The organism is Amycolatopsis sp. NPDC059027, assembly GCF_042739735.1.
Taxonomy (GTDB): domain Bacteria; phylum Actinomycetota; class Actinomycetes; order Mycobacteriales; family Pseudonocardiaceae; genus Amycolatopsis.
The window spans coordinates 1-23650 of the sequence record NZ_JBHYIK010000059.1 but is presented as its reverse complement, the minus strand read 5'-3'; the positions used below and the strand labels follow the sequence as shown (position 1 = coordinate 23650).

The following is a 23650-nucleotide window of genomic DNA, read 5'->3' as shown; positions in this document are numbered from 1 at the left end:
GACACGACCTGGAGATGACATGTCTTGCGCAATCTGTCGACGGATAGTGCTCGGTACGTACTCGTAAGTAGTGTTCGGTGTTCGTTGGCCGAGGCGTCACGCGGGATTGGCCTGGTTCGTCAGAATCGGGTGCGACAGTGAGCGGCGTGCGAGTCGCCATCGTCACCGAAAGTTTCCTGCCGCAGGTGAACGGCGTGACCAACTCCGTCCTGCGGGTCGTGGAGTACCTCGCCGAACGCGCCCACGACGTGCTGATCATCGCGCCCGGACCCGGTCCGGACAGCTATCGCGGCGCGCCGGTCGTGCGGATTCCCGCGCTCGACTTCCCCGGTGTGAACTCCCTGCCGATCGGGGTGCCGACGCGGACCGTGCTGACCGCGCTCGCCGCCTTCGGCCCGGACGTCGTGCACCTCGCGTCGCCGTTCGTGGTCGGTGCGCGCGGGCTCGCCGCCGCGCGCAGGCTCCGGGTGCCCTCGGTCGCGGTGTACCAGACCGACATCGCCGGGTTCACCTCCGCGTACGGGTTCGGCATCGCCGCCCGCGCGGCGTGGCGCTGGGTGCGGCGGCTGCATTCGCGGGCCGATCGCACGCTCGCGCCGTCGACCGACTCGGTCGACCAGCTGCGGCTGCACGGCATCCCGCGTGTGCACCGCTGGGCGCGCGGCGTCGACATCTCCCGGTTCTCCCCGGCGCACGCCGATCCCGCGTTGCGGGCCGAGCTGGCGCCGAACGGTGAGTTGCTCGTCGGGTTCGTCGGCAGGCTCGCGCCGGAAAAGGAGGTCGACCGGCTGACCGCGCTCGCCGGCGTCCCCGGCATCCGGGTCGTCGTGGTGGGCGACGGGCCGGAGCTGCCCGCGCTGCGGGAACGCCTGCCCGGCGCCGCCTTCCTCGGTGCGAAGTACGACGACGAGCTGTCCGCCGCGTACGCGAGCCTCGACGTCTTCGTACACACCGGGCCGCACGAGACGTTCTGCCAGGCCGTGCAGGAGGCGATGGCCTCCGGGCTGCCGGTGCTCGCCCCGGACGCGGGCGGCCCGAAGGACCTCGTGCTGCCGGGCCGCACCGGCTACCTGCTCCCCGTCGACCGCGCGGAGTTCGGCCCGGCGCTGGTGTCCAAAGTGGACGACCTGCGCGACGCCGCGCTGCGGGCCCGGCTGGGCGAGAAGGCGCGGAAGGTGGTGCTGGGCCGCACCTGGCCCGCCGTGTGCCGTGAACTCGAGGCACACTACGAAGCGGTGCAGGGCCGAGTCGCTCGCGCCGCCTGACGATGCGCGGCGTGAGATGCACATAGTCCAGCTGGCCAACTTCTACGGACCGCGGTCGGGTGGGCTGCGGACCGCGTTGCACCACCTCGGCGCCGGGTACGTGAGCAGCGGGCACCGGGTGACGCTGGTGGTGCCGGGCCGTCGCTACGCCGACGAGACGCTGCCCACCGGCGTGCGCCGGTTTTCCCTGCCCGCGCCGCAAATCCCGGGCACCGGTGGCTACCGCGCCGTCGATCCGCACCGGGTACGCGCGGTGCTGCGGCGGCTGGAACCCGACCGCCTCGAGGTGTCCGACCGGCTGACCCTGCGCGGCATGGGCACCTGGGCACGACGGCACGGCGTGCCCAGCACGGTCATCTCGCACGAGCGGCTGGACCGGCTCCTCGAACAGTTCCTGCTGCCCGCGCCGGTGGCGCGCCGCGTCGCCGACACCGCGAACCGCCGGATGGCCGCGAACTACGACACCGTGGTCTGCACGACCGCGTTCGCCCGTGCGGAATTCGATCGCATCGCGGTGCCGAACGTGCGCCGCGTGCCACTCGGCGTCGACCTCGCGACGTTCACCCCGGCGATGCGCGACGACACCTGGCGGTACACCCTCTCCGGCGGGGCCGACGCGCTGCTTGTCCACTGTGGACGGCTGTCGCCGGAGAAACACGTCGAGCGCAGCGTGGACACCGTCGCGGAGCTGACCGAGTCGGGCGCCCGCGTCCGGCTGGTGGTGGCGGGCGACGGGCCGCGGCGGCGCGCGCTGGAACGCCGGGCGCGGGGCCTGCCCGTGACGTTCCTCGGCTTTTTGTCCGGACGGAACGAAGTGGCACGACTGCTCGCCAGCGCCGACGTCTCACTCGCACCGGGCCCGCACGAGACGTTCGGGCTGGCGGCGCTGGAAGCACTGGCTTCCGGGACGCCCGTGGTGGTTTCGGCGTCGGGCGCGCTGCGGGAGATCGTGCGGCCGGGCTGCGGCGCCGCGGTGTCGGACCACGCGCCGGCGTTCGCCTCCGCCGTGACGGGCCTGCTGGAACATCCCGAGGATCTGCGGCGCGCGGCGGCGCGGGCCCGCGCCGAGGAATTCGCGTGGCCCGCGTCGGTCCGCGGCATGCTGGCCGCGTTGGGCTAGGTCCGCTCATCCGAAGTCGACCCGTTCCAGCCAGAAGTCGAGTAGTTCGGTGTCTCCGAAGATTTTGAAGGGTCCGTCGGTGATGGGACGTCGTTTGTAGATGGCCAGCAATAGTTCGGTGACGGGACCACGGACCGCGACCGCTGATTTTTCGTGTGCGCGGCGCCAGGTGATGACGTCGCCGGTGAGGTCGACGACCCATTCCGCGTTCGCTTCGGGCGGGGTGTCGGTGGCGTGGAAGTGCAGGGTGCGGCCGGGGCCGAGCAGTTCCCGCATCCACGGATGGACCTCGAAGTGCAGCGGCAGCGAGCCCAGTTCCATCCATTCATCGATACCGTCTACGGCCACCTCCTTGTCTAGTTCGTACTCCAGGCCGAGGGCCAGCGTCGCGTCGGCGCGGTGGATAGCCGTTTCGTGGGTGAAGCGCCGCACGAAGAAATCCGTGGTGCCGTAGTCCGGTACCGGTGTCCACACCGGCGTTCCGGGGCCAGCGGCGCGCAGCGTTTCCGCCAGTCGCTCAGCGCCCTCGGCGAGCCACGGGCCGACGACGGCCGGATCTTCGTCGGTGTACGCGGCGAGGTCGCGGCCTCCTTCCGGGATCGGTTCGGTGGCACGGGTTCGCACGAGGGTTTCCGCCCACCGCTGAACCCCGCCGAGGTGCCGCAGTAACTGGCCCACGTTCCACTCGGGGCAGGACGGCACTTCGGTGGTGAGATCGGCGTCCTTGAGCGACGCGACCAGCAGGCTGGTCTGGGTGACGATTTCGGCGCAGTAGCGTTCGTAGCTCAGGCGAGTCATGTGGTCACCGTACGGCGCACCACCGACAAAAAGCCCTGCCGCGGCTCAGCCGAAGTCGACCCGTTCCAGCCAGGAGCCGAGTAGTTCGGTGTCTCCGAAGATTTTGAAGGGTCCGTCGGTGATGGGACGTCGTTTGTAGATGGCCAGCAATAGTTCGGTGACGGGACCACGGACCGCGACCGCTGATTTTTCGTGTGCGCGGCGCCAGGTGATGACGTCGCCGGTGAGGTCGACGACCCATTCCGCGTTCGCTTCGGGCGGGGTGTCGGTGGCGTGGAAGTGCAGGGTGCGGCCGGGGCCGAGCAGTGCGCGCATCTCCGGTCGGACCTCGAAATGCATCGGCAGCGAGCAGAGTTCCAGCCATTCGTCGATGCCGTCGACAGCCACTTCTTGGTCGAGGACGTACTCGGCGCCCAGCGCCAGAGTCGCGTCGGCGCGGTGAATGGCCGTTTCGTGGGTGAAACGGCGTGCGTAGAAATCGGTGCCGGGCTGGTCGGGGAGCGGGGTCCACACCGGTGTTCCGGGTCCGGCCACCTGCAACGCCTCCGCGAGCTTTTCGGCGCCTTCGGCAAGCCACGGACCCACGACGGCGGGGTCTTCATGGGTGTACGCGGCGAGTTCGCGGCTCGCCGTGCCGGACGGTGGTTCGGCCGCCCTGGTCCGCACGACGGTTTCCGCCCAGCGCTGCCCCTCACCGAGGTGGCGCAGCAGCTGGCCCGCGTTCCACTCGGGACAGGACGGCACTCCGGCGGTGAGGTCGGCGTCCTCGATCGACGAAACCAGCAGGCCAGTCTGGGTGACGATTTCGGCGCAGTAGCGTTCGTAGCTCAGACGAGTCATCTGGTCACCGTAGAGCGGGCCACCGGGTGCTTGTACCGGTTTTGTACGACGCCGACGCACTCTCGCTCCATGAGGTTCGAGGTGCTCGGGACCATCGGCGCGGGCCAGTCGCCGATCCACGGCAGGCTGCGCCGGATCCTGCTCGGCATGCTGCTGGCGGACGCCAGCACCACGGTCCGCGCCGAGGTACTGACCGACGCGCTGTGGGACTGCGGCCCCGACCCGAGAGCACCCCGCAAACTGCACTGGCACGTCCACAAACTGCGTCAGGACCTCCCCGAACCCGGACGGCTCAGCTGGCGTCCCGGCGGCTACCGCCTCGCCGTGCAGCCCGGGGAACTGGACGCCGAGCGGTTCGAATCGACCGCGATACGAGCGCAGGAAATCGCCGATCCGGCCGAGCGGGCGGCGCTGATCCGGCGCGGGCTCGCGCTGTGGCAGGGCACCCCGTACGAAGGTTTCGACGTGCCGGTGCTCCTCGGCGAGGCGTCGCGGCTGGCCGAGCGCAGGCTGTCGATGCTGGAGGACCTGCACGCCGCGGAACTGGAACTCGGGCGGCACACCGCGGCGGCGGTCGAACTCGACGGGCTGGTGCGCCGGTATCCGCGGCGCGAGCGGCTGTACTACCTGCTGATGCTCGCGTTGTGCCGTGGCGGACGTCAGAGCGAAGCGCTCGACGTCTACCGCCGGGCGCGGCGCGTGTCGCTCGGGCAGCTGGGACTCGAACCCGGGCCCGCACTGCGCGAACTCGAACGTCGCATCCTCGCGGGCGAAGACAACGGGATGGCGCGGATGCTGACGCGCTTGTCATGACTCCGACGCGCGCCGCCGCTCTCAGGGCCCGGCGACTAGTCTGCGGCTATGTCCCGAGCGAGTCTTGACAAGGATCCGCACGACGTCGCCGCCATGTTCGACGACGTCGCGTCCGGCTACGACCGCGCGAACTCCTTCATGACGTTCGGCTTCGACCGGCGCTGGCGCACCACCACCGCGCGGGCGCTGGACGCCAAGCAGGGGGAGAAGGTCCTCGACCTCGCCGCCGGGACCGGGGTGTCCACCGTCGAGTACGGGCGCGGCGGCGCCTGGTGCCTCGCCGCCGACTTCTCCGTCGGGATGCTTCGCGCGGGCAAGCACCGGAAGGTGCCGATGGTCGCGGCGGACGCCCTGCACCTGCCCTTCGCCGACGACAGCTTCGACGCGGTGACGATCTCGCTGGCGCTGCGCAACTTCGTCGACGTCAAGGCCGCGCTGATCGAGATCGCCCGGGTCACCAAACCCGGTGGGCGGCTGGTGATCTGCGAGGTGTCGACGCCCACCTTCGCGCCGATCCGGTTCGTCCACCGGAAGTTCATCCTGCGCCTGCTGACCTGGTTCGGCAGCCGCAACTCCTCGAACCCCGAGGCGTACTCGTACCTGGCCGAATCCATGCTCGCCTGGCCGGACCAGCGGGCGCTGGGGGAGATCATCGCGGGGGCGGGCTGGACCGAGGTCGAGTGGATGAACCTCACGTTCGGCGTCGTCGCCGTCCATCGCGCCCGCAAGCCCGCCTAGACTCGGGCGCATGAGCGAAGCTTGCGAGCGAATCATGGATGTCATGCGCCTAAAAGGGTCAGACACTGTCTCGCGAAGCGAGTCGATCGCATGACGTCCTCCAGCCGCCGCAGTCCCGAGCACGACGCGGAAGTCATCGTCGTCGGTGCCGGACCGGCCGGGTCCACGGCCGCCACGTACCTCGCCCGCGCCGGCGTCGACGTGTTGTTGCTGGAGAAGACCGAGTTCCCCCGCGAGAAGGTCTGTGGCGACGGCCTGACACCGCGCGGGGTCAAGCAGCTCATCGACCTCGGCATCGACACCAGTGAGGATGCGGGCTGGGTGCACAGCCGCGGCCTGCGCATCCTCACCGGCGACCTGACGCTGGAGCTGGACTGGCCGGACCTGACCAGTTACCCGCCGTACGGCGTTTCCCGCACCCGCCAGGATTTCGACGACCTGCTGGCGAAGACCGCGGTCAAGGCGGGGGCGCGGCTGTACGAGCGGACCACCGTGACCGGCGCGATCACCAGCCCCGGCGGGCGCGTGGTCGGCGTCGAGGCGAAGGTCGGCCCGGAGCGGACGCCGGTGTCCTACCGTGCGCCGCTGGTGCTGGCCTGCGACGGCGTGTCCGCGCGGCTCGCGCTGAGCGTCGGCATCCAGAAGAACGAGAAGCGGCCGATGGGCGTCGCGGTGCGCCAGTACTACAAGAGCCCGCGCCACGACGACCCGTTCATCGAGGGCCACCTGGAGCTGTGGGACCGCTCGGACTCGCGGAACCCGAAGCTGCTGCCGGGCTACGGCTGGGCGTTCCCGCTCGGCGACGGCACCGTGAACGTCGGCCTCGGCATGCTGTCGACGTCGGCGTCGTTCCGCAACACCGACTACCGCGCGCTGCTGCGGCAGTGGCTCGACGGGACGCCCGAGGAATGGGGCTACCGCGAGGAGAACGCGATCGGGAAGGTCGGCGGCGCCGGACTGCCGATGGGCTTCAATCGCACCCCGCACTACCGCGACGGCCTGCTGCTGCTCGGCGACGCGGGCGGCATGGTCAGCCCGTTCAACGGAGAGGGCATCTCGGCGGCGATGGAGTCGGCGCAGATCGCGTCGGAGGTCGTCGTGCAGGCGCTGGCGCGGGCCGAAGGGCCTTCGCGGGAGCGCGCGCTGGCGGGCTATCCGCGGGCCGTCGCGGAGCTGATGGGCGGGTACTACCGGCTCGGGAACGTGTTCGCGAAGCTCATCGGGAAGCCGAAGATCATGCACGCGTGCACGAAGTACGGGCTGCGGATCAACGCGCTGCTTCCCTTGGTGTACAAGGGACTTTCGGGTTGTTACGACGCGAAGGGCGGGGACGGCGTCGACCGCCTCATCGCCGCTCTCTCGCGCGCTACACCCTCTCCGCGCTGAAGGACGCTTTCAGTGCGTTGGCGGCACTGAAGGACGCTTTCAGTGCGCTCGATGCACTGAAAGCGTCCTTCAGCACCACCAGACCCGCCGGAGCCGGCCACCCGACCCCGCTCACGACCCCGCCAGAGTGGCGCGTCAGGACCCATCCGCGTTGTCCACAACCGCGCCGGTTGTCCACAGATTCACCACGACCCCCGTTTCCCCAGGTCAAACGCGATACGCTGGTTGCAGGGGTGCCCCCGGGAGGGTGGGGGAATGCCCAGGGGATACCGCCGCGATACCCACCGCCCGGCAGGTCTCGCTCCCACGGACGGCGGGGGCGACGGACACCCAGGTGGAGCAATGGTTGCCCGGCCGGTCAGTGTGATAAGTCACAGGGCAGCGGTGGTTTGTCCGGGCCCCGAATCGATCTTCGCCGGGCTTCGCGCAGGTCTCAGCTTTGCGGCCGGGAGTGTCGGCGTCCGGTTTGTCCGACGGGTTAGGTAACCCTTATACCGCAGCCCCTAGGGACAAGAATGTGAGTCACGTCCTATAGTCGGGCCATGCTTTGTGAATCCCTTCACATCCGCGACCAGTGGCTTGTGAACTATTTCACAAGCGGACCTCTACGGCCTCACGGGCCGTAAGGGTGCCCTGACCCTCGGCGGTGTGACCCAGCTCCCTTAGGGTGCGGGCAAAAGCCGACGAGGCGACGTGCGTACCACCACACGCAAACCGCAGCGGCGCGGAAAGGATGGCGAAACCCCGTGCTGATGTTGCCCGTGCTGACGCAGGCGAGCACCGAGCAGGTCGCTCAGGCGCCCGGCCTCAAGGTCTATCTCCCCCTGGTCCTGTTGTTCGTGCTGGCGCTCGCGTTCGCGGTGCTCTCGGTGCTGCTCGGCCCGCTGGTCGGCCCGAGCCGCTACAACAAGGCCAAGCTGTCCGCCTACGAATGCGGGATCGAACCGTCCCCGCAGCCGCTCGTCGGCGCGGGACGCATGCCGGTGGCCTACTACATCACCGCGATGCTGTTCATCCTGTTCGACATCGAGATGGTCTTCCTCTACCCGTTCGCGGTCTCGGCGGACGCGCTCGGCCTGTTCGGCCTGGTGGAGATCGTGCTGTTCATCGCGACGGTCGGCTTCGCGTACGCCTACGTGTGGCGGCGCGGCGGCCTGGATTGGAACTAGAACCATGGGCCTGGAAGAAAAACTCCCCAACGGCATCCTGCTGGCCAGCCTCGAGGGCCTGGTCAACTGGGCACGCAAGAACTCCCTGTGGCCCGCCACGTTCGGCCTCGCCTGCTGCGCGATCGAGATGATGACCGTCGGCGGTTCCCGCTACGACATCGCCCGCTTCGGCATGGAACGCTTCAGCGCCACCCCGCGCCAGGCCGACCTGATGATCGTCGCCGGCCGCGTCACGCAGAAGATGGCCCCGGTCCTGCGCCAGATCTACGACCAGATGGCCGAGCCGCGCTGGGTTCTCGCGATGGGCGTCTGCGCCTCCTCCGGCGGCATGTTCAACAACTACGCCGTCGTGCAGGGCGTCGACCACATCGTCCCGGTCGACATGTACCTGCCCGGCTGCCCGCCGCGCCCGGAGATGCTGCTCGACGCGATCCTCAAGCTGCACGCCAAGATCCAGGACGAGCCGATCAACGCGCGCCGCGCCGCGATCCGCGCGGCCAGCGGCGCCCGCACCGAACTCGTGCCCTCGTCGATCAAGTACGCGAAGAAGTGATCGAAGTGCCTGAAAACACCCCAGCTGAGACACCAAAGACAGGCGGCGAGCAGTCGTCGGCCGAACGCCCCGAAGGCGGGCTCGAACCCCGCGGCACGCGCCCGGCCGAGCCCGTCGTCGCCGGGAAAGAACGCCAGGGCATGTTCGGCGTCTCCGGCACCGGGGACACCTCCGGCTACGGCGGCGTCCGGCTCCCGGCGTACAGCCCGGCCCCGGCCGAGCGCCCGTACGGCGGCTGGTTCGACGAGTTCGCCGACGAGTTCTACGCCGCCTTGGCGGACAACAAGATTCCGGCCGAAGCGATCCTCCAGACCACCGTCGACCGCGGTGAGATCACCTTCTACGTCGATCGCGAGCACCTGGTCGGCGTGGTCCGGACCCTGCGCGACGACGCGGGGCTGCGGTTCGAGCTGTGCAGCTCGGTGTCCGGTGTGGACTACGGCGCCGACGTCCCGCAGCGGCTGCACGCGGTCTACCACCTGACATCGATGACCTACCGCCGCCGCATCCGGCTCGAGGTCACCATGGACGTCGAGGATCCGCACGTCCCGTCGATCGTCGAGCTCTACCCGACGGCCGACTGGCACGAGCGCGAGACCTGGGACATGTTCGGGATCGTCTTCGACGGCCACCCCGCGCTGACCCGGATCCTCATGCCGGACGACTGGGACGGCCACCCCCAGCGCAAGGACTACCCGCTCGGCGGGATCCCGGTGGAATACAAGGGCGCGGAGATCCCCCCGCCCGATCAGCGGAGGTCGTACTCGTGAGCACCGAGAACATCGCCGACGTCAGCACCGGCACCGACACCACCGCCAAGGGCTCCGACAGCACCGGCGACGTCGACTACGCCGCGGCGCGCGAAACCACCGAAGGCCCCGTCTACACGGTGTCCGGCGGTGACTGGGACGACCTCATCGAGGACGCCAAGCACGACGAGCGCATGGTCATCAACATGGGCCCGCAGCACCCGTCGACGCACGGCGTGCTCCGGCTCGTGCTGGAGATGGAGGGCGAGACCGTCACCCAGCTCCGCTCGGTCATCGGCTACCTGCACACCGGGATCGAGAAGAACTGCGAGTACCGGACGTGGACCCAGGGCGTCACCTTCGTGACGCGCATGGACTACCTCGCGCCGCTCTCCACGGAAATGGCCTACTGCCTCGGGGTCGAGAAGCTCCTGGGCATCAAGGCCCCGCCGCGCGCGGAGCTGCTGCGCGTGATGCTGCTGGAGATCAACCGCATCGGCTCGCACCTGGTCTACATCGCCACCGGCGGCATGGAACTGGGCGCCACCACCGCGATGACGCTCGGGTTCCGCGAACGCGAGGTCGTGCTGCACCTGCTGGAGCACCTGACCGGCCTGCGGATGAACCACGCGTTCATCCGCCCCGGCGGCCTCGCGCAGGACATGCCCGAGGACTACCACGAGAAGGTCACCGAGTTCGTCGAGACGATGGACAAGCGCCTTCCCTTGTACGACAAGCTCTTCACCGGTCAGCCGATCTGGCGCAACCGGCTCAAGGGCGTCGGCTACCTGCCGGTGGACGCCTGCCTCGCGCTCGGCGTCACCGGGCCGGTGCTGCGTTCCGCCGGTCTGCCGTGGGACCTGCGCAAGACCGAGCCGTACTCCCGCTACGACGAGCTCGAGTTCGACATCCCGACCTCGACCGACGCGGACTGCTGGGCGCGGTACCTGATCCGCGTCGAGGAGATGCACCAGAGCCTGCGGATCATCAGGCAGATCCTCAAGATGCTCGAACCCGGCCCGGTCATGGTCGAGGACAAGAAGGTCGCCTGGCCCGCGCAGCTGTCCCTGGGCAGCGACGGTCTCGGCAACTCGCTGGAGCACGTCCGCAAGATCATGGGCCAGTCGATGGAATCGCTGATCCACCACTTCAAGCTGGTCACCGAGGGCTTCAAGGTGCCGCCGGGCCAGGTGTACTCGCCGGTGGAGTCGCCGCGCGGCGAGCTGGGCGCGCACCTCGTCTCCGACGGCGGCACGCGGCCGCTGCGCGTCCACATCCGCGAACCGAGCTTCGTGAACCTGCAGTCGATGCCCGCGATGGCCGAGGGCGGGCTGGTGGCGGACGTGATCGCCGCCATCGCTTCGATCGACCCCGTGATGGGGGGAGTGGACCGATGACTTCAAGTACCGCCGTGCCCGAGCCCGGCCCGAACGCGGCCGAGACCACCCACGTGGCCGCCGGTCCGGACACCGACGTGGTCGGCATCGCGCCGGACCCCGCGGCGGCCGAGGCCATCCTGGCCGAGACGCCGCCGCTGGAGGACGTCTTCGGCGACGACATCGTCGCCAAGGCGAAGAACCTGATCGAGCGGTACCCGATGTCGCGTTCGGCGCTGCTGCCGATGCTGCACCTCGTGCAGTCGGTGCAGGGCTACGTGTCCCAGGAGGGGATTTCCTTCTGTGCCACGCAACTCGGGCTCACCGACGCCGAGGTCAGCGCGGTCGCGACGTTCTACACGATGTACAAGCGCCGCCCGTGCGGTGAACATCTGGTGAGCGTCTGCACGAACACGTTGTGCGCGGCGCTCGGCGGCGATGCGATCTACAAGAAGCTCCAGACGCACCTGGGTTCCGAAGAAAACCCGTTGGGGCACGAGGAAACCGCGGGCACGCCGGGCGAGCAGGGCTCGATCACGCTGGAGCACGCGGAATGCCTCGCGGCCTGCGACCTCGCCCCGGTCATCCAGGTCAACTACGAGTACTTCGACAACCAGACGCCGGAGAAGGCGGTCGCGCTGGTGGACGCGTTGCAGGCGGGCAAGAAACCCGCGCCGACGCGTGGCGCGCCGCTGACCGACTTCAAGGGCGCCGAACTGCAGCTCGCCGGGTTCTTCCCGGAGGACGAAGCGATCTACAACGGCGACGTCGACGGTCCGTCACAGGCCGTGGAAACGCTGCGGGGCGCGAAGATCGCGCAGGAGCGGGGCTGGACGGCACCGGTCGCGAACGACGTCCCGCTCCCCGCTGTGCCTTCGAAAGAGGGGGAGAAAAAGTAATGGCTGACCCGATTACGCCGGTCCTCACCAAACGCTGGCTCTCCCCGAACTCCTGGCGGCTGGCCACCTACGAACAGCTCGAGGGCTACACCGCGATCCGCAAGGCGCTCAAGGGAACGCCCGAGCAGCTCGTCCAGCTGGTCAAGGATTCCGGCCTGCGCGGGCGCGGCGGTGCGGGCTTCCCGGCGGGCGTCAAGTGGTCGTTCATGCCGCCGAACGAGGACAAGCCGCACTACCTGGTGATCAACGCCGACGAGGGCGAACCGGGTACCTGCAAGGACATCCCGCTGATGATGGCGGACCCGCACTCGCTGATCGAGGGCTGCATCATCGCCTCGTACGCGATGCGGTCGCACCACTGCTTCATCTACGTCCGCGGGGAAGCGCTGCACTGCATCCGCCGACTCAACGCGGCCGTCCGCGAGGCCTACCAGGCGGGCTACCTCGGCAAGAACATCCTCGACTCCGGATTCGACCTCGACATCACCGTGCACGCGGGCGCCGGGGCGTACATCTGCGGCGAGGAAACCGCGCTGCTCGACTCGCTGGAGGGCCGTCGTGGCCAGCCCCGGCTCAAGCCGCCGTTCCCCGCGGCCGCCGGGCTCTACGCGGCGCCGACCACGGTCAACAACGTCGAGACCATCGCCAGCGCGCCCTACATCGTCAACGCCGGATCCGACTGGTTCCGGCAGATGGGCCGCGAGAAGTCGCCCGGCCCGAAGATCTACTCGATCTCCGGCCACGTCGAGAAACCCGGCCAGTACGAGTGTCCACTCGGGACAACGCTGCGCGAACTACTGGACATGGCGGGCGGCATGAAGGACGGCATCCCGCTCAAGTTCTGGACGCCCGGCGGCTCGTCGACCCCGATGTTCACCGCCGAACACCTCGACACCCCCCTGGATTTCGAAGGGGCTGCCGAGGCGGGGTCCATGCTCGGCACCACCGCGGTCCAGGTCTTCAACGAGACCGTGTCCGTGCCGTGGGCCGTGATGAAGTGGACGCAGTTCTACGAGCACGAGTCCTGCGGCAAGTGCACGCCGTGCCGCGAGGGCACCTACTGGCTCGCGCAGATCCTGGAGCGGATGGTCGAAGGCCACGGCACGCCCGAGGACATCGAAACCCTCCTCGACGTCTGCGACAACATCCTCGGCCGGTCCTTCTGCGCGCTCGGTGACGGCGCCGTCTCGCCGATCACCAGCGGCATCAAGTACTTCCGGGACGAGTTCCTCGCCTTGTGTGAGAAGAACAAGGCCGCCCAGCCCGAACTGGTGGGAGCACAGGCATGACGATCGCACCCGACAAGCCGGGTACGTCCACAGAGGACACTCCGGTGCCCGAAGGCCACGTCAAGCTGGTCATCGACGGCGAAGAGGTCATCGCGCCCAAGGGCGAACTGCTGATCCGCACCGCCGAGCGCCTCGGCACGGTCATCCCGCGCTTCTGCGACCACCCGCTGCTCGACCCGGCCGGTGCCTGCCGCCAGTGCCTCGTCGAGGTCGAGATGGGTGGCCGCCCGATGCCGAAGCCGCAGGCGTCCTGCACCATGACCGTCGCCGACGGCATGGTCGTCAAGACGCAGCTGACCTCGGCGGTCGCGGACAAGGCCCAGCAGGGCGTGATGGAGCTGCTGCTCATCAACCACCCGCTGGACTGCCCGATCTGCGACAAGGGTGGCGAGTGTCCACTGCAGAACCAGGCGATGGCACACGGGCGACCGGAATCCCGGTTCGTCGACACGAAGCGGACGTTCCCCAAGCCGCTGCCGATCTCCTCGCAGGTCCTGCTCGACCGCGAACGCTGCGTGCTCTGTCAGCGCTGCACCCGGTTTTCGGCGCAGATCGCCGGTGACCCGTTCATCGAACTGCTCGAACGCGGTGCGCACCAGCAGATCGGCACCGCCGAGACCGCGGACGTCCTCGGTTTAGCGGAGCGGACCACTGTGTCTGATGCCTCCTCGGCGGAAATGCTTACCTCGTCGGGCGGCGAGCCGTTCCAGTCGTACTTCTCCGGCAACGTCATCCAGATCTGCCCGGTCGGTGCGCTGACCAGCGCCGCGTACCGCTTCCGGTCCCGGCCGTTCGACCTGGTGTCCGCGCCGAGCGTGTGCGAGCACTGCTCGTCCGGCTGCGCCGAGCGGACCGACTTCCGGCGCGGCAAGGTGATGCGCAAGCTCGCCGGGGACGACCCGCAGGTCAACGAGGAGTGGATCTGCGACAAGGGCCGGTTCGCGTTCCGGTACCCGCAGGCCGCCGACCGCCTCCGCCGTCCGCAGGTCCGCAACCGCGAGACCGGCGTGCTGGAAGAGGCGTCATGGACCGACGCGCTGCGTGCCGCCGCAGAGGGCCTGAGCAAGGCTCGCGACGGCAAGGGTGTCGGCGTGCTGGCCGGCGGACGGCTGACCGTCGAGGACGCCTACGCGTACTCGAAGTTCGCCCGGATCGCCTTGCGTACCAACGACATCGACTTCCGCGCGCGGGCGCACTCCGCCGAGGAGCTGGCCTTCCTGGCCGCGGCGGTGGTCGGGACGACACCCGAGACCGGCGTGACGTTCGGCGAGATCGAGCGGGCTCGCACGGTGCTGTGCGTCGCGTTCGAGCCCGAGGACGAGGCGCCGATCGTGTTCCTGCGGCTGCGCAAGGCGGCCCGCAAGAACCGCACCCGGGTCGTCCACTTGGGACAGTGGACGACGTCGTCGGTGCGCAAAACCTTCGGCGAGTTGCTGGCTTGCGTCCCCGGCGGGGAGGCTGCCGCGATCGACGGAATCGCCACCCACGCCGCGGATCTCGACGAGGCTCTGGCGGGCGACGGCGCTGTCGTGCTCGTCGGCGAGCGTGCCGCCGAGGTGCCGGGCCTGTTCTCGGCGCTGCACCGGCTTTCCGAGCGCACCGGCGCGCGGCTGGCGTGGATTCCGCGCCGGGCGGGCGAACGCGGCGCGCTGGAGGCGGGCGCGGCGCCGACGCTGCTGCCGGGCGGCCGTCCCGTCACCGACGCCGACGCCCGCGCCGAGGTCGAAAATGCTTGGGGCGTAACGATTCCTTCGGCGGAGGGCCGGGACACCACCGGCATCCTCCAGGCGGCATCGGGACAGCAGCTCGACGGCCTGCTCGTCGGTGGCGTCGACCCGGACGACCTGCCCGACCCGGACCTCGCGCGCCGCGCGCTGGACAACGCCGGGTTCGTGGTGAGCCTGGAGCTGCGGCCGAGCGCGGTCACCGAACGCGCCGACGTCGTCCTCCCGATCGCCCCGGCGGTCGAGAAGGCGGGCAGCTACCTCAACTGGGAGGGTCGCCGCCGCGAGTTCGACGTCACGCTCGAAGGCACCGGCGCGCTGCCCGACTGCCGGGTCCTCGACACCCTCGCCGTCGAGATGGACGCCGACCTCTTCACCCAAACCCCCGCCGCCGCCCACGCCGACTTCTCGCGGCTCCAAAGTGCCGTTAAGGCCACCTTGCGGGCGTCAGATGCCCTTAAGGTGGCCTTAACGGCATCGCCGCAGGCAGGCGACGGCAAGGCGGTGCTCGCGACCTGGCGGCAGCTGATCGACAACGGCTCGCTCCAGGACGACGAACCGCACCTCAAGGGCACCCAGCGCAAGCCGGTGGCGCGGCTGTCGGCGAAAACCGCCGAAGGGCTCGGCAAGGTCGTCAAAGTGAGCACCGAACGCGGCGCGATCACGCTGCCGGTCGAGGTCGCGGACCTGCCCGACGGTGTGGTCTGGCTCCCGGGCAACTCCGACGGCTCCGCCGTCCGCGCCACTCTCGGCGCGGGCCACGGCGCGGTCGTCAGCATCACCGGAGGTGAGCAGTGAGCGCGATCCTCACCCACGCGGACACCGCGGTGGGCGGCATCCCGAACGCGGCCGAACGGGCGGCGCTGCTCGCGGACGACCCGTGGTGGCTGATCCTCATCAAGGCCGTCGTCATCCTGCTGATCGGCCCGATCCTGACGATCTTCCTGATCGTCTGGGAGCGCAAGGCGGTCGGCCGGATGCAGAACCGGCCCGGCCCCAACCGCGTCGGCCCCGGCGGCTACCTGCAGTCCCTCGCCGACGCGATCAAGCTCCCGTTCAAGGAGCAGGTCATCCCGGACACCGCCGACCGCAAGGTGTACTTCCTCGCGCCGGTGATCTCCGCGGTGCCCGCGTTGATCGCACTGGCGGCGATCCCGTTCGGCCCGGTTGTTTCGATCTTCGGCGAGCGCACCGTGCTCCAGCTGGTCGACCTCCCGGTCGGCGTGCTGGTGATCCTCGCCTGCTCCTCGATCGGCGTGTACGGCATCGTGCTGGCGGGTTGGTCGTCCGGCTCGCCATACCCGCTGCTCGGCGGTCTTCGCAGTGCGGCGCAGGTGATCTCGTACGAGATCGCGATGGGACTGTCCATTGTGGCCGTCATCCTCTACTCGGGGACGCTGTCGACGTCGGGAATCGTCGAGGCGCAGCAGAGCGGCTGGTACTTCTACCTGCTGCTGCCGAGTTTCGTGATCTACGCGATCTCGATGGTCGGTGAGACCAACCGCGCGCCGTTCGACCTCCCGGAGGCCGAATCCGAGCTGGTCGGCGGGTTCCACACCGAATACAGCTCGATGAAGTTCGCGATGTTCTTCCTCGCCGAGTACGTCAACATGGTCATCGTCTCCGCGTTCGCGACGACGTTGTTCCTCGGTGGCTGGAAGTTCCCGTTCGTCGGCGCCGATTCGCCGCTGAACCAGAACTGGTGGCCGCTGCTCTGGTTCTTCGCGAAGACGTTCATCCTGCTGTTCGGCTTCATCTGGCTGCGCGGCACACTGCCCCGCCTGCGGTACGACCAGTTCATGCGGCTGGGCTGGAAGGTCCTCGTCCCGGCCAACCTGGTCTGGATCGTCGTCATCGCCGCGGTCCGCGCGGTCCGGAACAGCGGCGGCCTGTCGATCCCGCAGATCCTTATCGGCGGCGGCGTGATCCTCGTCTTGATCGTGCTGCTGAGCCTGCTGCTGCCGGACAAGAAGGTCCCGGACGAGGACTACGTGCCGATCACCGGCGGCGGGCACCCGCTGCCGCCGCTGGACCTGAAGGTCCCCGAGACCACCCCGCGCCAGAAGGCACTGGCCAAGGCTGAGGCGAAGGCGGCCAAGCGCAAGCCCGCCGCCGTATCCACCGGAAGGGAGGCCGGCGATGGGGATCTTTGATCCGATCAAGGGCTTCGGCGTCACCTTCGGCATGATGTTCAAGAAGGTCGCCACCGAGGAATACCCGGAGGCCGGTGCCCCCGCGGCGCCGCGTTACCACGGGCGGCACCAGCTCAACCGGCATCCGGACGGGCTGGAGAAGTGCGTCGGCTGCGAGCTGTGCGCGTGGGCCTGCCCGGCGGACGCGATCTTCGTCGAGGGCGGGAACAACACCGAGGAAGCGCGGTACTCGCCAGGGGAACGCTACGGCGCGGACTACCAGATCAACTACCTGCGCTGCATCGGCTGCGGACTGTGCGTCGAGGCTTGCCCGACGCGGTCCCTGACGATGATCAACTTCTACGAGCTGGCCGACGACGACCGGCAGCGGCTCATCTACACCAAGGAAGACCTCCTCGCGCCGCTGCTGCCCGGCATGGAGCAGCCGCCGCACCCGATGCGGCTCGGGGACAACGAGCAGGACTACTACGTCAACGGTCCGGAGCTGGCCCGAGGGGAGACGGTCAAGTGATCGCCGCATTCCTCGCGCAGGCGCCCGCGGTGAACGCCTCGGTGTCCACCGGCGAGGCCATCGCGTTCTGGATCCTCGGCCCGGTCTGCCTGCTCGGCGCGCTCGGCATGATCTTCTCCCGCAACGCCGTGCACTCGGCGCTGTGGCTGGTGCTGACGATGCTGTCGCTGGGCGCGCTGTACATGCTCCAGTCGGCGCCGTTCCTGGGCTTCACCCAGATCATCGTCTACACCGGCGCGATCATGATGCTGTTCCTGTTCGTGCTGATGATGGTCGGCAGGGAAAGCTCCGACTCGGTGGTCGAAGTCCTTCGCGGGCAACGACTCATGGCGGGACTGCTGGGCATCGGGCTCGCCGGGCTGATCGCCGCGGGCCTGTTCCGCTCGCTCGTGAACGTCACTCCGGCCGCCCCACTCGACCCGTACAGCCCGAACGGCGGCGGCGCGGGCGGCCTCGGGCGGCTGATCTTCACCCAGTACCTGTTCCCGTTCGAGCTGACCTCGGCGCTGCTGATCACCGCCGCGATGGGCGCGATGGTGCTGGCCTTCACCGACCGGCACCGCAAGGGCGCCAAGAAGTCGCAGCGCGAACTGGTCATCGACCGGTTCCGCGGCGAGCACGACCGCCCGTCGCCGCTGCCCGGCCCCGGCGTCTTCGCCACCGCCAACTCGGTGGCCACCCCGGCGCTGCTGCCCGACGGCTCGGTCGCTCCCGAATCGCTCTCGGCGCTGATCGAGTCGACCTCGGCGGTCCAGCTGAACGAGGAGCGCAAGCAGGTCGCCGACACGGAGCCGAAGGCCGACGCGCACGCGCTCGTCGGGGCCGAGTCCGCCGAGACAGCGGCCACTGTGTCCGAAGGAAATGAAGGGGAGGAGAAGAAGTGACTCCGACCTACTACCTGCTGCTCTCGGCGCTGCTGTTCGCCATCGGCGCGGTCGGCGTCCTGGTGCGGCGCAACGCGATCGTCGTGTTCATGTGCATCGAGCTGATGCTGAACTCGGTGAACCTCACCCTGGTCACCTTCGCCCGCATCAACGGCGGGCTCGACGGCCAGGTGATGGCGTTCTTCGTGATGGTCGTGGCCGCCGCGGAGGTCGTGGTGGGGCTGGCGATCATCATGGCGATCTTCCGCACCCGCCGCTCGGCCTCGGTCGACGACACCAACCTGCTGAAGTACTAAGGGAGACACCGAGTGACCGCATCATCGTGGCTGCTGGTGGCCTTTCCTGCCCTCGGCGCGCTGATCCTGCTGCTGGCGGGCAAGCGCGCGAAGGCATGGGGGCATCTGCTCGGCTGTGCCACCGTCACGCTCGCCTTCGTCTACGGCGTCATCCTGTTCTTCGCCGCCGACACCAAGTCCACTGTGGACACCAAGCTGTTCTCGTGGATCCCGGTGTCCGCGCTGCAGGTCGACTTCGGACTGCGCGTCGACGCGCTGTCGCTGACGTTCGTGCTGCTCATCACCGGCGTCGGCATGCTGATCCACTTCTACTCGATCGGCTACATGGAGTCCGACGAAGGCCGGTACCGCTTCTTCGCGTACCTGAACCTCTTCGTCGCCTCGATGCTGGTTCTGGTGCTGGGCAACAGCTTCGTGACGCTGTACCTCGGCTGGGAAGGCGTCGGCCTCGCGTCCTACCTGCTCATCGGCTGGTACCAGGGCCGCAACTCCGCCGCCACCGCGGCGAAGAAGGCGTTCCTGATGAACCGCGTCGGGGACGTCGGGCTCGCGTTGGCGATCTTCATCATGTTCAAGTACTCGGGCTCCACCGGCTACGCGCAGGTCTTCGACGCGGTGAGCGCGGGCAAGTTCCCGCCGGCGGCGATCACCGCGATGGCGATCCTCCTGCTGCTCGGCGCCTGCGGTAAGTCCGGTCAGTTCCCGCTTCAGGCCTGGCTTCCCGACGCGATGGAGGGTCCGACGCCGGTGTCGGCCCTGATCCACGCGGCAACGATGGTCACCGCCGGTGTCTACCTGGTCGCCCGCTCGAACGTCATCTTCAACGCCACCGAGGACGGGCGGCTCATCGTCACACTCGTCGGCACGGTGACGCTGCTGATCGGATGCATCGTCGGCTGTGCCTACGACGACATCAAGAAAGTCCTCGCGTATTCGACGGTCAGCCAGATCGGCTACATGATGCTGGCGGTCGGCCTCGGCCCAGTGGCGTACGCGCTGGGCATCATGCACCTGGTCGCGCACGGCTTCTTCAAGGCCGGGCTGTTCCTCGGTGCCGGTTCGGTCATGCACGCCATGAACGACGAAGTCGACATGCGCAAGTTCGGTGGCCTGGCGAAGAAGATGCCGATCACCTACGCGACCTTCGGCCTCGGCTACCTCGCGCTGATCGGCATCCCGCCGCTGTCCGGCTTCTTCACCAAGGACGCGATCATCGAGGCGGCGCTCGGCCAGGGCGGCTGGCGCGGCTGGGTGATGGGCGGCGCGGCGCTGCTCGGCGCCGGGCTCACCGCGTTCTACATGACGCGCCTGATGGTGATGACCTTCCACGGCAAGGCACGCTGGAAGGACCTCAAGAGCGAGGACGGCCGCGACTTCCACCCGCACGAGTCGAAGCCGGTCATGTGGGTCCCGATGGCGATCCTCGCGGTCGGCTCGGTCGGCGCGGGCGCGTTCTTTGCGCTGGGCCACCGGTTCACCGAGTGGCTCGCTCCGTCGGTCGGCGAAACCGTCGAGACTCATCACCTGCCGGTCGAAGCGTGGGTCATCTCGGTCGCGGCGGTCGTGCTCTCGCTGCTGGGTGTCCTGATCGCCTGGCTGATCTTCCGCCGGGACGTCCCGGTCGAACGCCCCGAGCGGGTCTCGGTCGTCACCAAGGCCGCGCGTAAGGATCTCTACGGCAACGCGCTCAACGAAGCCGTGGTGGCCCGGCCCGGCACCTGGCTCGCCCGCGCGCTGGTCTACGTCGACAACCGCGGCGTGGACGGCGCGGTCAACGGGCTGGCCGCCGCGCTCGGCGGCGGGTCCGGACGGCTGCGGCGGCTGCAAACCGGGTTCGTCCGGTCCTACGCGCTGTCCATGCTCGGCGGCACGTTCCTGCTTCTCGTGGCTCTCCTGCTGGTGAGGTTCTCCTGATGACTTGGCTTCTCGCACTCATCCTGCTGCCGGTCGTCGGGGCGGTGGTCGTGGCCACGATGAAGGCCAACGACCGGCTCGCGCTGCGCACCGCGCTCGCGCTGTCCATTGTGGAATTCCTGCTGATCATCCCGTTCTGGGCGAGCTACTCGCCGTCCGGTGCGCGGCTGCAGCAGGTGTCCTCAATGGACTGGATCCCCGGATTCGGCATCCACATCTCGTTCGGCACCGACGGCGTCTCGCTGATCATGATCGCGGTGATCGCGCTGCTGGTGCCGATCGTGGTCGGCGCGCTGGGCGTCACCGACAAGCTCCCGGCCGGGCGCAGCGCGGGCGGGTTCCTGTCGCTGATCCTGCTGCAGGAGGCGCTGACGATCGGCGTGTTCGCCGCGACCGACGTCTTCCTGTTCTACGTGCTGTTCGAGATCATGCTGATCCCGATGTACTTCCTCATCGGCGGCTACGGCGGCGCGAACCGGCAGTACGCGGCGGTGAAGTTCTTCCTGTACTCGTTCCTCGGCGGCCTGATCATGCTGGCCTCGGCGATCGGGGCGTACTCGCTGGCCTCGGACAAGCTCGGCAAGGGCACGTTCGACTGGGCCACGCTGGTCACCGTGGTTCGGGACGCGCCCACCGGGACGCAGATCTGGCTGTTCCTCGGGTTCTTCCTGGCGTTCGCCATCAAGGCGCCGCTGGTGCCGTTCCACACCTGGCTGCCCGACGCGGCGGGCGAGGCCCCGATCGGCGTCGCGGTGCTGCTGGTCGGCGTGCTGGACAAGGTCGGCACGTTCGGGTTCCTGCGGTACTGCCTGCCGATGTTCCCGGAGGCGAGCAAACAGCTGGCGCCGCTGGTCCTCGTGCTCGGCGTCGCGGGTGTCCTTTATGGATCGATCCTCGCGGCAGGGCAGCGGGACATGAAGCGGTTCATCGCCTACGTCTCGATCGCCCACTTCGGCTTCATCGCGCTGGGCATCTTCGCCTTCAACGAGCAGGCCATGGCCGGGTCCGTGTCGTACATGCTCAACCACAGCCTCGCCACCGGCATGCTGATCGTGGTCATCGGCATGATCGTGGTGCGCGGCGGGTCGACGAAGATCTCGGACTACGGCGGTATGTCGAAGGTGACCCCGCTGCTGGCCGGGATGCTGCTGCTGGCCGGTCTGTCCACTTTGTCCCTGCCGGGCACGAACTCGTTCGTCAGCGAGTTCCTCGTCCTGCTGGGGTCCTTTGTGGACCACCCGGTGTACGCGATCATCGCCACCGTCGGCATGGTGCTCGCCGCGGCGTACGTGCTCTGGCTCTACCAGCGCATCATGACCGGCCCGGTTCGCGGTGACGCGCTTGTCGGTGCCGGTGGTGGACCGGGTACGGCGATCGCGCCGGAGCTGGGCGCGAAAAAATTCATTAAGGACCTCGGCGGCCGGGAGATCGCGATCCTGGCGCCGATGGTCGTGCTGATCATCGGGCTGGGCTTCTACCCCAAACCGGTGCTCGACACGATCACCCCGTCGGTGCAGCAGACCATGTCTGCGGTTAACGGAGGCAAGTAACCGTGCTCGACATCGTTCTGACGCAGGCGCCGCAACAGCTGCAGACGCCGTCGATCGACTACGCGGCCGTGCTGCCGGTACTGATCATCTTCGGCGTCGCCTGTGTGAGCGTGCTGTTCGAGGCGTTCCTGCCCCGGCACATGCGCTGGCCGTCGCAGGTGTTCCTGTCCATTGTGGGCATCGCCGCGGCGGGGATCTCGCTGGTCATCTACGTCAGCTCTTCCGCGCCGAAGAACGGCGTGACGACGTTCAGCAAGGCCATCTCGGTGGACCGCCCCGCGTTGTTCCTGTGGGGCACGCTGCTGTTGCTGGCCCTGGGTTCGGTGCTGCTCATCGCGGACCGTTCGGTCGAGCCGGGCGGTGCTTTCGTGGCGCAGGCCGGAATCCGGCCGGGCACCGTGCAGGACCGCGCGCAGGCCGGGTCGACCGGCATGCAGACCGAGGTGTTCCCGCTGACACTGTTCGCGCTCGGCGGCATGATGGCGTTCTGCGCGGCCAATGACTTGCTCACGATGTTCATCGCGCTGGAAGTGCTTTCGCTGCCGCTCTATCTGATGTGCGGCCTGGCGCGTCGGCGTCGCCTGCTCTCGCAGGAGTCGGCGGTCAAGTACTTCCTGCTCGGGGCATTCTCCTCGGCGTTCTTCCTTTATGGACTCGCGCTGCTCTACGGCTACGCGAACTCCGTGAAGCTGGCCGACATCGCCAACGCCGCCGCGGGCTCGGACCGTTCGGACACGCTGCTGTTCGCCGGGCTCGGGCTGCTCGTGGTCGGCCTGCTGTTCAAGGGCTCGGTCGGCCCGTTCCACACCTGGACCCCGGACGTCTACCAGGGCGCGCCGACCCCGGTGACCGCGTTCATGGCGGCGTGCACGAAGGTCGCCGCGTTCGGCGGGATCCTGCGGGTGCTGTCGGTCGCGTTCTCCTCGACCAGCTGGGAATGGCGCGGGGTGCTGTGGGCCGTCGCGATCATCTCGATGGCGATCGGCGCGGTGCTGGGCCTGACCCAGACCGACGTCAAGCGCATGGTCGCCTACTCGTCGGTGGCGCACGCCGGCTTCCTGCTCGTCGGTGCGATCGCGATGACCGAGAAGGGCCTGTCGAGCACGCTGTTCTACTTGCTGGCCTACGGTTTCACGACGCTGGCGGCGTTCGGCGTGATCAGCCTGGTGCGCGATTCCAGCGGCGAGGCCACGCACCTTTCGGCGTGGGCGGGGCTGGCGAAACGCTCGCCGGTGCTGGCCGCGGTGTTCACGTTCTTGTTGCTGGCGCTGGCGGGTATCCCGTTGACGAGCGGGTTCGTCGGGAAGTTCGTGGTGTTCTCCGCAGCGCTGTCCGACGGCATGGCACCGCTCGTCGTGGTGGCCCTGGTGTTCAGCGCGGTCGCGGCGTTCTTCTACCTGCGGGTCATCGTGCTGATGTACTTCTCCGAACCCGCGAAGGACGGCCCGACGGTCACCGTGCCCGGCGCGTTCACCACCACCGCGATCACCCTGGGCGTGCTGGTCACCCTGATCCTGGGCCTGGTCCCCGCCTTCGCCCTCGACTGGGCAGGCACCGGCGGCTTCGCTTCCTAGGCTCCACCTGCCGTTAAGGCCACCTTACGGGCGTCAGACGCCCGTAAGG

The 23650-nt window shown here is 68.7% G+C and carries 21 protein-coding genes; 19 read left to right on the top strand and 2 right to left on the bottom strand.

Annotation, left to right across the window (positions count from 1 at the left end; all coding sequences use genetic code 11):
- The first annotated feature begins 146 nt into the window (after nt 1–146).
- Together ACFWY9_RS32990 and ACFWY9_RS32985 are read left to right on the top strand one after the other, a co-directional pair.
- Nucleotides 147–1265, top strand: a complete 1119-nt coding sequence (locus tag ACFWY9_RS32990) for a glycosyltransferase family 4 protein (protein WP_378323599.1) — start codon at nt 147–149, stop codon at nt 1263–1265.
- 16 nt (nt 1266–1281) lie between these two features.
- The gene (locus ACFWY9_RS32985; protein ID WP_378323598.1) at nt 1282–2385 is read left to right on the top strand and encodes a glycosyltransferase family 4 protein; all 1104 of its coding nucleotides are present in this window, start codon (nt 1282–1284) and stop codon (nt 2383–2385) included.
- A gap of 6 nt (nt 2386–2391) precedes the next feature.
- On the opposite strand, the gene ACFWY9_RS32980 is transcribed toward ACFWY9_RS32985, so the two are convergent.
- Nucleotides 2392–3183 carry a maleylpyruvate isomerase family mycothiol-dependent enzyme gene (locus ACFWY9_RS32980; protein ID WP_378340697.1) on the bottom strand — a complete coding sequence of 264 codons (792 nt, stop codon included), beginning with the start codon at nt 3181–3183 and terminating at the stop codon, nt 2392–2394.
- A gap of 45 nt (nt 3184–3228) precedes the next feature.
- The gene (locus ACFWY9_RS32975) at nt 3229–4023 is read right to left on the bottom strand and encodes a maleylpyruvate isomerase family mycothiol-dependent enzyme (protein WP_378340696.1); all 795 of its coding nucleotides are present in this window, start codon (nt 4021–4023) and stop codon (nt 3229–3231) included.
- Between the two features lie 69 nt (nt 4024–4092).
- On the opposite strand from ACFWY9_RS32975, the gene ACFWY9_RS32970 reads away from it, so the two are divergent.
- The 17 genes from ACFWY9_RS32970 (at nt 4093) to nuoN (ending at nt 23601) form a co-directional block, all read left to right on the top strand.
- Nucleotides 4093–4836 carry a BTAD domain-containing putative transcriptional regulator gene (locus tag ACFWY9_RS32970; RefSeq protein WP_378323595.1) on the top strand — a complete coding sequence of 248 codons (744 nt, stop codon included), beginning with the start codon at nt 4093–4095 and terminating at the stop codon, nt 4834–4836.
- Nucleotides 4837–4884: 48 nt separating this feature from the next.
- Nucleotides 4885–5574, top strand: coding sequence for a demethylmenaquinone methyltransferase (locus ACFWY9_RS32965; protein ID WP_378323594.1), 690 nt, complete (start codon nt 4885–4887; stop codon nt 5572–5574).
- A 90-nt stretch (nt 5575–5664) separates the two neighbouring features.
- Nucleotides 5665–6960 carry a geranylgeranyl reductase family protein gene (locus tag ACFWY9_RS32960; RefSeq protein ID WP_378340695.1) on the top strand — a complete coding sequence of 432 codons (1296 nt, stop codon included), beginning with the start codon at nt 5665–5667 and terminating at the stop codon, nt 6958–6960.
- A gap of 752 nt (nt 6961–7712) precedes the next feature.
- Complete coding sequence (locus ACFWY9_RS32955; protein WP_378323727.1) at nt 7713–8129, top strand: NADH-quinone oxidoreductase subunit A; 417 nt, start codon at nt 7713–7715, stop codon at nt 8127–8129.
- A gap of 4 nt (nt 8130–8133) precedes the next feature.
- The gene (locus tag ACFWY9_RS32950; protein ID WP_345396263.1) at nt 8134–8682 is read left to right on the top strand and encodes an NADH-quinone oxidoreductase subunit B family protein; all 549 of its coding nucleotides are present in this window, start codon (nt 8134–8136) and stop codon (nt 8680–8682) included.
- A gap of 5 nt (nt 8683–8687) precedes the next feature.
- Nucleotides 8688–9452, top strand: a complete 765-nt coding sequence (locus tag ACFWY9_RS32945; RefSeq protein WP_378340694.1) for an NADH-quinone oxidoreductase subunit C — start codon at nt 8688–8690, stop codon at nt 9450–9452.
- Nucleotides 9449–10828: an NADH-quinone oxidoreductase subunit D gene (locus ACFWY9_RS32940; protein WP_378323590.1), complete on the top strand. Its 1380-nt coding sequence runs from the start codon at nt 9449–9451 to the stop codon at nt 10826–10828. Before ACFWY9_RS32945 ends, ACFWY9_RS32940 begins: the two co-directional genes overlap by 4 nt.
- Nucleotides 10825–11706 carry an NADH-quinone oxidoreductase subunit NuoE gene (gene nuoE, locus ACFWY9_RS32935; RefSeq protein ID WP_378323589.1) on the top strand — a complete coding sequence of 294 codons (882 nt, stop codon included), beginning with the start codon at nt 10825–10827 and terminating at the stop codon, nt 11704–11706. The genes ACFWY9_RS32940 and nuoE overlap by 4 nt, the downstream gene beginning before the upstream one ends.
- Nucleotides 11706–12995, top strand: a complete 1290-nt coding sequence (gene nuoF / locus ACFWY9_RS32930) for an NADH-quinone oxidoreductase subunit NuoF (RefSeq protein ID WP_378323588.1) — start codon at nt 11706–11708, stop codon at nt 12993–12995. Before nuoE ends, nuoF begins: the two co-directional genes overlap by 1 nt.
- The gene (locus tag ACFWY9_RS32925; protein ID WP_378340693.1) at nt 12992–15517 is read left to right on the top strand and encodes an NADH-quinone oxidoreductase subunit G; all 2526 of its coding nucleotides are present in this window, start codon (nt 12992–12994) and stop codon (nt 15515–15517) included. Before nuoF ends, ACFWY9_RS32925 begins: the two co-directional genes overlap by 4 nt.
- Nucleotides 15518–15522: 5 nt before the next feature.
- The gene (gene nuoH / locus ACFWY9_RS32920) at nt 15523–16872 is read left to right on the top strand and encodes an NADH-quinone oxidoreductase subunit NuoH (protein WP_378323726.1); all 1350 of its coding nucleotides are present in this window, start codon (nt 15523–15525) and stop codon (nt 16870–16872) included.
- Nucleotides 16859–17383: an NADH-quinone oxidoreductase subunit NuoI gene (nuoI, locus tag ACFWY9_RS32915; protein ID WP_378323586.1), complete on the top strand. Its 525-nt coding sequence runs from the start codon at nt 16859–16861 to the stop codon at nt 17381–17383. Before nuoH ends, nuoI begins: the two co-directional genes overlap by 14 nt.
- Nucleotides 17380–18267, top strand: a complete 888-nt coding sequence (locus ACFWY9_RS32910) for an NADH-quinone oxidoreductase subunit J (protein WP_378340692.1) — start codon at nt 17380–17382, stop codon at nt 18265–18267. Before nuoI ends, ACFWY9_RS32910 begins: the two co-directional genes overlap by 4 nt.
- A complete protein-coding gene (gene nuoK, locus ACFWY9_RS32905; RefSeq protein WP_345396291.1) occupies nt 18264–18563 on the top strand; it encodes an NADH-quinone oxidoreductase subunit NuoK in 300 nt (99 codons plus the stop codon). Before ACFWY9_RS32910 ends, nuoK begins: the two co-directional genes overlap by 4 nt.
- Nucleotides 18564–18575: 12 nt before the next feature.
- Nucleotides 18576–20477: an NADH-quinone oxidoreductase subunit L gene (nuoL, locus tag ACFWY9_RS32900; RefSeq protein ID WP_378340691.1), complete on the top strand. Its 1902-nt coding sequence runs from the start codon at nt 18576–18578 to the stop codon at nt 20475–20477.
- Entirely contained in the window at nt 20477–22027 is a 1551-nt protein-coding gene (locus ACFWY9_RS32895; protein WP_378323583.1) for an NADH-quinone oxidoreductase subunit M, read from the top strand. Before nuoL ends, ACFWY9_RS32895 begins: the two co-directional genes overlap by 1 nt.
- A 2-nt stretch (nt 22028–22029) precedes the next feature.
- On the top strand, nt 22030–23601 hold the full coding sequence (gene nuoN, locus ACFWY9_RS32890) for an NADH-quinone oxidoreductase subunit NuoN (RefSeq protein WP_378323582.1): 1572 nt from the start codon (nt 22030–22032) through the stop codon (nt 23599–23601).
- Nucleotides 23602–23650: the final 49 nt, after the last annotated feature.